Here is a 12,452-nt window from a genome sequence, read left to right as displayed (position 1 = left end):
CGCCCGCCATCGTGCAGGCCATCGTAGACGGGCGACTGCCGCGCGGCATCGGCATCAGGAACTTGGTTGCCCTGCCCGCCGCCTGGACTGAGCAGGAGCAGGCGCTCGGTTTTTAGCTGCAGCGACTTGCGTTGAGATGCTTACTGATCGCTGACGATCGAGCAGGAACGATGGCGTTCGTTCCTGTGCCCCAACGACGATGACGGTTCACCAGTGCACCAGACCTGCCGGCGCCATCAAGCAGTGCGGCATCAGCTCGCATCCGAGCATCTGCGGAAACGCTTTCTGAAGCAGCTGAGACAGAGCCCGAGACAGGCCTACTTGGACCTGGAACGTCAGCCAGAGACCGGCGAAGCTGCTAAACTGAGGGGCTAAGTCACTGTGCCACCGGCATTCTCCCAAAGCACCCAGAACTCGTGCTTTTTCAGAGACTGCCTGGTGGAGCTGAGGGGATTCGAACCCCTGACCTCCGCAGTGCGATTGCGGCGCTCTCCCATCTGAGCTACAGCCCCTTCCGAGGCGCCGAAACCGGTAAACCCTTATGAATCAACCCGTTACATCTTCTTGGTAGCCCGCTTATACCTCCTTTGCAAGAGGCCGCTGAGTGCCGATTTTGAGCATCGGTGTGACACGCGCTGTGACACCACTGTGACAAGCTTGACCCTGATAGTTTAGGCCGAAGTCCCCTCACCTGCTTGTGTTTCGCCGCTCACCTGGAACCAACCGGCTCGGCTGCGTCGGCTCGATCTGCTTCTCCCTTCTGCTGACGGTTGTCCTCATCGCCGTGTTTCGCGGGTTCCGAGCTTACCTCGCTGAACGCCATGGTCACGCCACGTCAGTCTTGCAGGAACTGGGTGGCTGCCATTCACCCGAAGCGACGTTCACGTTCCTACCTAAAGACCTTAATCTCTCATGAAATGTGCGACGTACCCAATGTATGATAACTCTCTTCCTCCCACAGTCGGCGACCTTCTTCAAACCGAGGAGCTTACGCTGGAAGAAGTAAAGCGGAGTGCAGCCGCAATCTTTGACGGGCAGAACAAGCTTCCAGTCACTCGTGATGTCGCAATTAACCTTCCGCCGTTTTCAAGTCTGAGCAACGAGGTACGTGAGGCAATCCTGAACGCGCTTATGGCTGGTCAGCCGGTTCGACGTTGAAGGGGCAAATCGTCTTTGTAACACTGAAGGACTGAGGGCGACTGCTCAGCATCAATCATTGACGATCCTCTTTGGGTGGGAGAACACCATGCAATACCTTGCTGGCACTCTCCTCCAAGTCCGACCAGAGCGAAAGCCAGGAAGTGCCGCCGTACAGTGTCAAGCTTCTGCTGGCGCTCTGGCTTCAAAGGGGATCGGAGCCTAGCATATTGCTTCAGATACCTACACTGCTTCAAAATCAATCGGACAAATCAGTCGTATCGGGCACATGCACCTAAGGAATTGCTCATGGCTGCAGCGCCACGGAACGATTGGCCCACCATCTTCCTGAAGGCCATATACTCGTTGTTTCTCGGTCTACCTTTCGGTGGGCTCCTGTTTGCTTTGACCAACCTTGGCTTCGCCTATTATCAGTCAGACCCGATCACACAAACGCCTTGGGCTCTCACCTTCCGAATCCTCACGGACTGGATCAGCTTCGTTTTCCTGGGCGGTTTCGTTTGGACGCCAGAGGAAGGCTACCACTCCCTTCATGGCTGGTACGCCGCCGGAGTGGTGCTCGCATTCGTCCTGATGGTGAAGCCTTGGCGGCGCAGGAGTGTAGCCTAGCAGCTTGCCTCCCCCGGGATCACTCCACGCACTCCGCCCCTTGGCTCAGCCACGTCCCCCTTCGTCGCGGGATCAGGTGAATGCGAGCATGACGCACACCGTCTGAATGGCATTCTCATCGCCGTGTCTCGCGGGTTCTGAGCCTCCGTCCGATCCAAGCTTGACCCTAGGAACGGAATCGTGTTGTTCCTGTTCCGTTCTCATGGAGGGTCACTCATGGCTGACGCATCGAACCACAAGCGTACTCCGAGAGACGTAGCTCAGCTTGCCAGTGCCTACCTTGCTCGGACCAGGGGTAATGCCGTCTTGGCGCTGCCGAAGTGCGGTAATAAACATACGTAGTCTACTGCTTAGCTTAAGCGAAAGCCTGCTGGTAAGGAGACGCCTGCGGCAGTGCCTCGACATAAGAATTCTACAAACTGATCTTTCTCTGAACGGTTTCTCCTACTGCGGCGTTAAGGGCGCCTAACCCTAAGCCACACCGAGTTGGACTCAGATCGGGTCTGTCGTCTTGCAGCGAAGCACCTCAAAGATGACAACGGAGGGACCCACTCGTCGCGCTGGCGGCTTGAAGCTCTCTCGACGACTCGTGGGTGTCAAAAACATCGTCCAGAATCTTTCCATCCCCGTCATCATGGCCCTCGGCTTCGCGCTGACGCTGATTTGGGTGATGTTCCTCGCCTGGGCCGCTTACAGCTTGGTGAGTTTCCTTCTTCCATAATTGCTGCGGTGCACTTGATATATTGCCTTGCACAATAGCTACGCCGATTTAGTCTTGTATCCTCCATTGTACGTAGGTATGCTCAGATGCCATTTCAGGTGGCACGTCATGAGTATTATCATTTTCACTGTACTTGGAGCGGTTCTGGGATGGGCCTTCAAGTGGCCTATCATGTTGCTAGTCATAACAGGCTTGGCGCTAGCCATTGGTATTGAGGGAGCTCTGTACGGCAGGCCGCTCTCGTCTGTCTTCATGAATGCAGTGATGATGCAATTGGTAGTCCAAGGATCTTACGCAGCCTCGGCACTAATGTCAGGATACGTTTCATCACGTACCGCCAGCCGCAAAGCCTGAGTGTTGCTAAGCTTGGAAGGATGCCTGAGCACCTTTGCTCACAGCATTGCCTGAACCCTGCGGGCTGCGTTTAATCGTTTGACCTGGCTCTTTGCGAGGACGGATAGTAGCTGGACTTGCCTGGTATGATACCTCGGACACCACCCCTTGGCTGCTCAACGTCACCATTCCGTCGCGGAATCAGGTGAATGTGTGCATGGTTCACCGTCTGCCCTGCATCCTCACCACAGTTCATCCCGATGTTGAACCCTGTGACCGATGGATCAGCACTCTCGATCCGAGCACGCACCTCGTCTAGCAGCAGGTTCATCGCTCTCCGCTCTGGTTCGTAGAGGTCGAAGAACGTCAGTGCATGCCGACGCGGGACAACCAAGGTGTGCAGAGGTGTGACCGGGTAAAGATCGCGGAAGGCTACCGCGAGGCTGTTCTCAGCTACGAGTTCCCGGCCTTCATGATCGCAGAAGGGGCACCCTGCCTCACGAGCATCAGCACTGGTACGGACCGCTCTGAAGTCGGTGTCGTCCCTCGCTCCCTTGTTCCCATTGCAAAGGTAGCAGAGAGCCTGAAGGTTGGCCCTGTCATCGCCTCCCCCATGCCGCCGAGGAACGATGTGGTCCACGTGCAGTACACGTTCGTCGGCCGGAACACCGCATAGCTCACAGCGGTAGCCAGCCCTCTTCAGCACCTCATAGCGGTCGTTACCTGAGACATCGCCGGGAGCAGTGTGACGATGAGCGTACAGCCGCTTGCCTCGTTTCACCATGTAGGCGGCGACTGCATCATCACAGAGTTGTTGGAGTTGCGCCTTCTCCTCCTGCGTCAGATGAGCAATCTCAGGAACCAAGCGGAAGCCATGACCCTCACGCTTCACTAGACCGTGGGAAGAGAGCACCCGCCCTGGCATCCGCTTCACGATCTCTGAGTAGTAGTCGATCTGGCTCTCGTCCCGCTCCAAGAAGGACGCTGCAATCGTGCGTGTTGATGCCCAGCCACCGCCTTCAAGGAGCGCCCTCAGCATCAGTGGTTGGTAGATGTGCGACATCCGCATCTCCTCAGCGAGGAAGCGGCGCAGCGTATCGAAGGGCGAGGACATTTGAGGCGAACAGCCTAAGTCAGGGGAAGATGAGGGAGAACACCAAGCGAAACACTGCCGAGCACTCTCCCTCAAGTCTGACCCGAGCAACACCCCAGGAAGCGCCCTCGTACAGCCGTTGTTTGGCCCCAGGCTACTCAGGGACTCAAGATCGCTTCGTTGCCGCTGGTGACGCTGCCCTGGTGCTCAGAATTGATCCTGGAGGCTGCCAGGAAGCAGTAGGTAGGGATCACTCAGCGACGGTGGATCGTTGCAGTAGCGGGTCACCATCGGCTGGCAGCATGAGCTACGTTCTGGAAGCAGTCTGAGGTCGTGCTGAACCCGATAGGAAAGAGGCCTGTACGAGAACCGATAGGGAGAGCGGCAAATGCCCAACAACCCACAAGGCGGAACTCGGAGCCAGTCGGGCGGACAAGGCGGCTCACGGCCGAGCCAGCAATCTGGTGGCAGCGGAATGGCTGATCAGGCTCGGGAGGCTCTCGAAGGCGTCACCAGTAGAGCATCGGATGCTTGGGATGAGGTATCCAGTCGTGGTGCAGCATACTACCGCCAGGGCAGCCGAGCGATGGGTGAAGTCGATAACGCAACGATGACTGGCTGGTTGGTGGCTGGAGCAGTTGGCTTCGGCTTAGCGTGGTTGATCTTTGGCCAGCGCTCCTACTCTGGCGACTACATTTCACGCCGGATGAGCGCTAGCAGTGATGAGTACTAATAGCCGCATCTGAAGATCGAACTCCGCAATCAGCATCGAGCAAGCACGTTCACCAGCGGCCGGTAAGCCTCCGAGGTACTGTGAACCCGGAAAGACCTTCTCGGCCGCTGGTGGTCGTATGGCTACCGCTCAGAATCGATCCTACGCGGCAACCGTCTGCTCGTCATCGTCTCGCTTCAGCGAAGGGGTTGGCTTGGTGGTTCACCAGCTTCGGCCCTTCCTGATCATTCTCGATCACGGTGAGCTTTGCAGCTTCGCCAAGCGTGGTGGGAACGAAGGACGGATAAGTCTTCCCCTGGTGACGCATGTTCACCACTGTCTCACTTGGGTAGCCCATCCTCAGTAGCTCCCGTGCTCCGTCATAGAAGGGCTGACGGGTAGTGCAGAGGAGGGTGTCACCGAGGTAGGATTTGTAGACGCTGGGTTTCTTGGTTTTACGTACGGTAATCTCCATAGTTGATGGTTCTTCGGGACGGCATTGAGCCGCTGTGACCCAGCGATCAGCTAAGTTGTCTGATCAACTCGGGTGTACTCCGGGTGTTAAGCCAGAGGTACAGCAGGCCTCTCATTCGCTCAGATGGAATGAAGAGGTGTATGGGATCGCACCGCCTGATCTGAGACCGCCAGATCCACTGGAGCATTTCAGAGAGAGCATAGAGATCTTGGTTGAACGCGATTCCCCGCTGTTTGAAGTACTGGACGATGGTTGGGTTGTGGAACACGTTGCAAAGGTAGGCGAGTGATCGTTTGTCGATGTACTGATTGGTTGCACGGCAGTTCACCGGTATCCAACCTTTGGAGTAACCGTCACCTTTGAGTCGCTTCACCTGGGGTTTGAAGACGGTCCAAGCGTTATCGATGGCTCGTGTGTCAGCAACTTTCTTGAAGTAATGTCCCGTGGAGGCCTTCAGAGAGGCAATAGCGCTAGTTTTCTGGGTCGCTTGAGTGTCATACCATGTTGAAGATAACGGGCACGACTGACCAATCTTGGTTCCTATCTTATTCATTGGTCCTTCGTAAATCGTGATCAACCCTCTTAGATCACGCTTTCTCGAACTCTCATCACAGAACTCCGACCAAGGCTTGATCTTGTTGTCCTGTATCGTCAGCATCTCATAGGTGAGACCATGAGCCTTCAGATATGACGACATCGCTGATCCTTTGAAGAGGTAAGTCAGGATGTAGACTTCTGAGAAGCAGTTAAGGAACTCGATGGGGAATGTCTCAAGTAGGACCTTGCCTCCGTAAAGGTCTAACTTTCGATTCAGGCAAAGGTGTCTGACTGCGCCGAACTTACCGATGTACTTATCGTCATCAATTTCCGACCATATGAGGTTGCTTGTGTTCTCACACGGCGAGACATATCCTGACTTAAGAAGCACCTTGATATCATGATCAGATAACGCGTTGTACTTAGAGACACACTCCATCACTTCATCTAGGATAAGAACGTATCTTCTTTCTCTAAGCATGCGACACATATCCTGAGTGATCAGTGAGAATAACGAATGTGTCGTAGCTATGTTGTGTGACTTACTGACGAGATGTGTCAGATGCTTGCTCTTTGTCGACCAATCCTCATTATTAGGTGTATGGAAGTTGGCCTGAGGACACAACTGCATCACACGCTTAACTTCGTCTAGGAAGGGTGTGACATAGATGTACTTAGTGTCATTGGATTGTGTCGATACATCTGACTCCAACCACTCAGTGATACCTCTTGTCTTACCACTTCCCATTTCTGAATCTATGACATGTATCATTGTCCTTTATGTCTCTCTTCTAAGTGTCATAATCTTATGTCTTCTCTATAAGGAAGCACTGCTCTCGGCTCTTTGTTCTCCGCTCCCCCAAACTGCCCTCGATCCAAAAAGACGTGTTTCTGCAATGGCATACGGCATGGAAGCCGGCCTTGATAAGCCTCGGTTTCGGAGCAGGGAATCAGGTGAGGTCCGGTTTTGTCTTCAGTGTTTCCGGACTTGGAGCGATTGTCGTCTGTGACCGTGCTTGCGCTAGTACGTCAGGCAAGCTCTTTCAGTTCAGCAAAGAAGTTCAAGGCATCTTGTCGTCTGCGTTCCTCCTCCTTTCGTTCAAAGGCAGCAAGCCACAGCCCGCATACCCCCAGGGCTTGCTTGATGTAGAAAACCATGGCTTCGGCCGCCCTTGGGCATAACTCCATCGCAGCGGTCTTCCGCCTGAGTGTCTTAGGGTCGACCCACATTCCTGAGTTCAACTCGGTCAACCCTCTCACCCGGCGAACAAGCTGAGTCCAAAATGCTAGGTCACTCCTAAAGCGTCGTGATTCGAGTTCCTGCAAAAGGTACATCGCCAACACGGTATCAACGACAGTCTTATGTTCGACGTTGTGACCGACCTTCACAATCTCCTTCGCTGCTATTCTCTTGTACTTGTTCATAGGCCCATGATCATTGGCTATGCCAACGCATATCTCCACCTGAGCCTTCCATCTCTCCTCCATTGATATCCATGCTTTCTTCTCGGGGTGCTTAGCTCTCCTCTCCTGTATCAACTCAATGTACGGTTTAAGGTCGGACTTGGTGACACCCTTCTGTAGGGAATCGCCATGTCTCCTCTTGGCAGAGGCGTGTTTCGAGCAATAGTTTCCATACCGCGTAGCTGCTCTCTCCGAGCAACCCGGTGAATGACACCATTTGTGCATTAGGCATATCCGCATACCTACCTTGGGAGAGGCAGGCATGACTTTCTCGAATACGCTTACATGGGTGTCAACAGCAATAAATATTTTATGTTCTGGAACATCCGCTGCAGATGTATTCCGCTACAATGACTTGGATGACCTTTGTGCCACGTTCTGTGCCAAAACTTTTTTCTCACACCCGTGCCAGCACCCTCAGAACCTGAATGGCCTGCCAGGTACCACCCCTACTCGTTGGGATGCCCTTGTCGTTCAGCGCCTTGGCAATACCGCTCGCATTGGTGATCCCGGATGCCTGAAGCTCTCTGATGATCGGAGCTAGGTCGGCCGCCTTCTGTGATGCCCGCTGCTGACGTGTCTTGAGGCTGAGAGCACGCCCCTTCTCCGCCACCTCAGGCAGGTTGCCCCTATCACCCCCGAGCTTCACCCCTCGTGCCTTGGCCGCTGCCAGCGCCTTCTTCGTCCTCTCGCTGATCATTCCGGCCTCTAGCTCAGCCACAGCGAGCATCTGGCGAAGCATGAAGGTCCCCACCGCACCCTCCACCTTGGGCAGGTCACAGAACTCCACCTCCACTCCAGCGTCAGCCAGCCTGCGCATGAAGTCAGGATCACGGGTCAGCCGAGAGACATTCGCGACAATAAGCTTGGCACCCATGACCCGGCACAGCCCCAAGGCCCGGTCCAACTCCGGTCTCACCTTCTTGTTGGTCCCGGTCTCCACCTCGGTGACATGCCCGACGAGAGACCAATCACCCCCGTTCAGCCGGTCCCTGACGGTCTGCTCCTGTGCCTCCAGCCCTAGCCCGCTCTTACCCTGCCGATCCGTTGAGACGCGGTAGTAGGCCACGTACTTGCCGGCATGCATGGACATCTTACACCAGTCGCTACGTCCGGTGCGACAAATGTAAAGTCATGAGGAACTGGCAGTCAATTCGATGTTCATTCCTTTAGTCGCTCAAGGTGCGGACCCTGAGGATTGGCCGGGCTTTTGCGAGGGCGGGACAGCGTAGGTCGGAGCCATATCGTGCCTCACAGTGTGAAACCCGTTGTCCTCTCGGTCGCTGATTTTACGAGCGTTGAGACAATGGACGGCGGCGACACACTAGCTCTGCGGTTCAAGGCTCCAGATGGCCGAGAGATCGCTTTGCTCATCCCGTATTGGGCTGCCGCAAACCTCCCGGCCCACATCACAGATGGATTGGAGGTAGCAGCAGAACATCGCTCAGCCCGGGCGACACACGGCTCTGCCCGGACAGCCCTCCGCAAGACCGTGAGTGAGCCCCCCGGCGGGAATGAGGTCCTGATTGAAAGGGAGGGGACGTAGGTCGTAGCGATTGCTCTTGAGCCGACACCGATCCTTCGAAGCGGCACATTGGCAATCACAGCCTATGTTGCGCCGCAATATGCTCGTACCCCAGAAGCAATGGGGGAGCGATCATTGGTGACCAGCGAACAACCGAACCGTCCTCAAAGTGGCGAGCCGATCACGTTCAAGGGTCGCGGCCAAGCCCTGCGCAGAGGTGGCTCATTCACCCTCAAGGTCTGTCCTGAATGCTCCCAATGGAACGCCCCTAAGGCAGCCGACAAAGGGCATTGTGGGTGGTGCGCCTACGTCCCCTCGCTTGCCGATGCAGAGCCCGTGCAGAACGCCTGAGCGAGGCCTTACCCTGGCACACCCATTCTCTACCTCAGCTCAATCAAAGGCGATCTGGAGGGGCAGAGGGGGGAAGACGGGTGAAGCGGGGTAGAGGGTAGGCGTCTCACATCTCCGTATCAATCAGCCGTCAGCTCCCATTGTGCCACATGAGACACACTGAGAAGCCGATCAGATTGCAGCTTGGTTTGCCCCATCCAGTGACATTGCCACGCTTGCTGCTGCTGTGATTCAAGGCCGCCCCCAGACTGGGAAGTGGCAAGATGCATCGACACCTCGCGGCCTACGCTGCCTTCAACGTGTTCTACCGGAAGCAGCGGCCCTCCCTACGATGTGCGGTTCGCCAGGATCAGCCGGTACCGTTGTTCGTCACCAGTCAGACCTGGGCCTACAGCGGCACCAGCACCTTGGAAGAGCCTCCGTCTGGCTTCGTACCTCAGGCCGCAACGGAAGCCTCGCGGGTGACCGGGTACTACTTTTTCGAGGTGCTGGAGGGAATCAACCCCCGTGTCTGATCGAGGTGACCGGAGGGGTGAGGTGCGGAGGGAGCACGGGCGAAGCGGCTGAGGGGGCAAAGGTCTCAAATCATTATGAAACTTTCAGTCATTACGTAAACGCCGTCCTTCGAGCCTCCTAGTTCCTTAAGCGCAGTCATCTGCTCTACTTGCCCACAGCTTCCGTAGCGCTCTTGGCGAGGCTCTGAAGGTCACGAGGGCCGATCAGGACACATTCGGACTTCACCTGAACCTGCTGAATAGCTCGATCCACCTTCAAGCGAATAAGTTCATATTTACATTCCTCAGGGCTATAGATCGTCGGTTCAATCTGAACTCCATTGTCAAGAGGCGTTCCTGTGGCACTAAGAAATATGTGTATGAGGATTGCTTTCATATCTTGACGTATTCCTTCGATGTAAAACCTTTAGCCTGCTCGCTCTTCAATAGGTCACCATCTGCTCGTTGCCAGCTACTTGTTGGAGAGCATCGGAACGGTTTAGGTTCACCGTCCGTTTCTTTGTAGGTGCCGTGCAATGACACCTGCAACAGCAAGGAGGTCGCTATGGCTGTCGATAAGGATCGCGTCGAAGGATCGGCTACAAACCTGGGCGGCAAGGTCAAGGAAGGTGTCGGTACGTTAACGGGCGACGAGAAGCTTAAAAACGAGGGCGTTGCGGACCAGGTGAAGGGCAAGGTCCAGAACGTTGTGGGCGGCATCAAAGACACCCTTAAGGGTAAGTAAGGCCTACTCCTGAACAAGCCCTCTCGCGTACGTAGGTGTTTGTCCGCGAGGGGGGAACACAGTTGAAATCTTTTAGAATGTTGCGGCTTCAATAGTTTGCAGTGTTTCGGCTCCTGCCGACGTTCTCCCTATCCCGCCCTATGTATGTGGGTGACTTGATGGAGAATGATCGATGAAGAAGCTCACAGCGGCCACTGTCACCCTATTGTTCCTCACTGCTGCACCTGCATTCGCCATGAGTTGCTGCGGTGGTGGTAGCAAGGGCAAAGGCGCGATGATGTGCGGCAAGGGTGGCATGGCGATGAACTACGCCAGGATGAAGGGTAAGAAGGCTTCTTGCGAGAAGATGAGCGGCAACATGAGCGCGCGAGGCTGACATCCCTCCACGGTGGCGAACCCGTGGCTACGCTGTTCACTCAAAGCGACCTGAGGGGCAGAGATTGGGGAAGCCCTTGCAAAAACCTCCTGACCAAGCTGGTCAGAGCAACACCTCGGGAACGCCTAAGCCTTCCGGGATGTTGAAGCTTATTACTGCTAGTGAGGGCACCACCATGAATAATATCATCTACATCATCGGCCTAGTTGTGGTCGTGCTCGCTATCCTGTCGTTCTTTGGCCTTCGCGGCTGAACTATCCCACTAGCTGTCTCACCCCCTTCTTCAATCAGGAGGGTCTGGGGGTGGCACGGGGGGAACATAGGTGGACTGAGGTAGAGGGTGACGGTCTCTGGGGTTTGCAGCAAATGAGTCGGTTTCTACCTATGCCTAAAGCTCGGCCGTGACTGCCACCTAGCTCTTGTCAGCCTCAGCTACTGCCGCTGCGATGCCCTGTCCACCGACCTCAGCCATGACCGGGCTCTGCATCACCATGCCTTCTGGGAGCACGGAAGCACCTTGCTCGACATCGCCGCCTGCACTCACCAACGCTTCGACCTCCTCGATCAGTGTTGAAGGGCGATAAGGCTTCAGAAGGAACTTCACACCCTCAGGCAGATCACCCGGCGCAGGCTGCATCTTACCGGAGGTCACAATGATGCCAACCTCAGGCCAACGCTTCCTGACAAGGCGAGCGAGCCCAATCCCATCCATCTCGCCCGGCATGTTCCGGTCGGTGAACACAACCCGCACATCAGTTCGCACTTCCAGCAAGGTCATGGCTTCCTGAGCATCGTGGGCTTCAAAGGCTCGAAACCCTGCGTCCGTCAGAATGTCGCTGGAGATCATGCGCACCAACAGGTCATCCTCAACGATCAGGACGGCTGCAGACTGCTGATGTGGGTTGGCTGTCATCGCTGCACCTTGAGCCCTAAACCTAATCGTCGTCAGGTCAGAGGGCTTTGCGCCACTCAGGCTCAGCGATGATGATCCCCGGGGTTGAGGGATCGAATGAGCGACGCATGGTATATTGGAGATCGGTTGCACGCAATCGAAATGGAGGTGGCAGTCTCCTAAGGTACACCCATGCCCTTCCTCTGCTTGATCAAAGGACGGGAGGGGGTGGCACGGGGGCACACAGGTAAAGCGGCTTAGAGGGTAGGCGTCTCAGAGGTTAGTGGTGATTTAGGCCGGTTCTTAGGAGTACAGGGAGCAACTGCCGCGCCATGCTCCAACCTTCCGGCATTAGTCGTTCTTCAGCTTTGTCATCACAATGAATTACACATGTAAGGCTGAAGAGCGGGCCGCAGGTTCTGCTGCATACACCCAGTCGGTGATCACGGTCGGCACGTTCAGCCGCCTGATGTCGAGGCCACTGGCTGGCTTGTAGGTTTCGCACTGAACCAACCGTTTTAAAGCAGCCTCTGCGGTAGGACAGCACCCAAGTGGTTCATCCTCAAAGAAAATGACGAAGCCAACTTGCCCGGCGATAGGCTTGATCTCAATGCGAAACACACCCTGTCCGGTGTCGCAGAGCCAGCATCCACTCATGACAGGCGTTCCTCCGATGTTTTAGAGGATCAACGGCTTCAAGGGTGCTTAGTTCTCGGTGTGTCGGACTTGGGTGTCCATTTCATCAGGGGTTAGCCTCAGGTCTTGTCAGCCCTAGAGGCCGAACAGGGGCGATACCAGAAGCTACGGGAAGAGAGTGACCTAGAGCGGCAAAGGGCTTCACAGGTGGATGCACTCAGGGCTGCCCTAGAGGTCGAACAGCGTCGAGCTAATGAGTTGAAGGAAGAGCGGGATCGTTGGCAGGGGTTAGCTACGGCACCCTTGGGCCTATGGGGTTGTTCGCAGGCAG

11 protein-coding genes and 1 tRNA gene are annotated in these 12,452 nt (G+C 55.6%); 4 read left to right on the top strand and 8 right to left on the bottom strand.

Features of this window, described 5'->3' with window-relative positions; genetic code table 11:
* Positions 1 to 436: 436 nt before the first annotated feature.
* Positions 437 to 512, bottom strand: a tRNA-Ala gene (locus tag MFF55_RS00880).
* 934 nt (positions 513 to 1,446) lie between these two features.
* Between MFF55_RS00880 and MFF55_RS00875 the strand changes: the two genes are divergently transcribed.
* Positions 1,447 to 1,767, top strand: a complete 321-nt coding sequence (locus MFF55_RS00875; protein ID WP_238242152.1) for a hypothetical protein — start codon at positions 1,447 to 1,449, stop codon at positions 1,765 to 1,767.
* 1,145 nt (positions 1,768 to 2,912) lie between these two features.
* Here MFF55_RS00875 and MFF55_RS00870 read toward each other — a convergent pair.
* From MFF55_RS00870 to MFF55_RS00850, 5 genes are all read right to left on the bottom strand, one after another.
* Positions 2,913 to 3,884, bottom strand: a complete 972-nt coding sequence (locus MFF55_RS00870; RefSeq protein ID WP_238242151.1) for an HIT family protein — start codon at positions 3,882 to 3,884, stop codon at positions 2,913 to 2,915.
* Between the two features lie 926 nt (positions 3,885 to 4,810).
* On the bottom strand, positions 4,811 to 5,101 hold the full coding sequence (locus MFF55_RS00865; RefSeq protein ID WP_238242150.1) for a hypothetical protein: 291 nt from the start codon (positions 5,099 to 5,101) through the stop codon (positions 4,811 to 4,813).
* A gap of 46 nt (positions 5,102 to 5,147) precedes the next feature.
* Positions 5,148 to 6,119, bottom strand: a complete 972-nt coding sequence (locus MFF55_RS00860) for a YonV C-terminus-related protein (RefSeq protein WP_238242149.1) — start codon at positions 6,117 to 6,119, stop codon at positions 5,148 to 5,150.
* 548 nt (positions 6,120 to 6,667) lie between these two features.
* Positions 6,668 to 7,366 carry a hypothetical protein gene (locus MFF55_RS00855; protein WP_238242148.1) on the bottom strand — a complete coding sequence of 233 codons (699 nt, stop codon included), beginning with the start codon at positions 7,364 to 7,366 and terminating at the stop codon, positions 6,668 to 6,670.
* Between the two features lie 133 nt (positions 7,367 to 7,499).
* A complete protein-coding gene (locus tag MFF55_RS00850; RefSeq protein ID WP_306421368.1) occupies positions 7,500 to 8,195 on the bottom strand; it encodes a recombinase family protein in 696 nt (231 codons plus the stop codon).
* A 1,046-nt stretch (positions 8,196 to 9,241) separates the two neighbouring features.
* Here MFF55_RS00850 and MFF55_RS00840 point away from each other — a divergent pair.
* From MFF55_RS00840 to MFF55_RS00830, 3 genes are all read left to right on the top strand, one after another.
* The gene (locus MFF55_RS00840; RefSeq protein WP_238242147.1) at positions 9,242 to 9,493 is read left to right on the top strand and encodes a hypothetical protein; all 252 of its coding nucleotides are present in this window, start codon (positions 9,242 to 9,244) and stop codon (positions 9,491 to 9,493) included.
* A gap of 544 nt (positions 9,494 to 10,037) precedes the next feature.
* On the top strand, positions 10,038 to 10,217 hold the full coding sequence (locus tag MFF55_RS00835) for a CsbD family protein (RefSeq protein WP_238242146.1): 180 nt from the start codon (positions 10,038 to 10,040) through the stop codon (positions 10,215 to 10,217).
* 172 nt (positions 10,218 to 10,389) lie between these two features.
* Positions 10,390 to 10,593 carry a hypothetical protein gene (locus tag MFF55_RS00830; protein ID WP_238242145.1) on the top strand — a complete coding sequence of 68 codons (204 nt, stop codon included), beginning with the start codon at positions 10,390 to 10,392 and terminating at the stop codon, positions 10,591 to 10,593.
* A 412-nt stretch (positions 10,594 to 11,005) separates the two neighbouring features.
* On the opposite strand, the gene MFF55_RS00825 is transcribed toward MFF55_RS00830, so the two are convergent.
* Both MFF55_RS00825 and MFF55_RS00820 read right to left on the bottom strand, forming a co-directional pair.
* Positions 11,006 to 11,506 carry a response regulator gene (locus MFF55_RS00825; protein WP_306421367.1) on the bottom strand — a complete coding sequence of 167 codons (501 nt, stop codon included), beginning with the start codon at positions 11,504 to 11,506 and terminating at the stop codon, positions 11,006 to 11,008.
* Positions 11,507 to 11,869: 363 nt separating this feature from the next.
* Positions 11,870 to 12,142 (bottom strand): hypothetical protein, encoded by a 273-nt coding sequence (locus MFF55_RS00820; protein WP_238242144.1) that lies wholly within the window; start codon positions 12,140 to 12,142, stop codon positions 11,870 to 11,872.
* Between the last annotated feature and the right edge of the window lie 310 nt (positions 12,143 to 12,452).

The organism is Methylobacterium iners (assembly GCF_022179305.1).
GTDB lineage: Bacteria > Pseudomonadota > Alphaproteobacteria > Rhizobiales > Beijerinckiaceae > Methylobacterium > Methylobacterium iners.
Note: the sequence above shows the minus strand (reverse complement) of the source record. Positions and strands in the feature narration are given on the sequence as shown.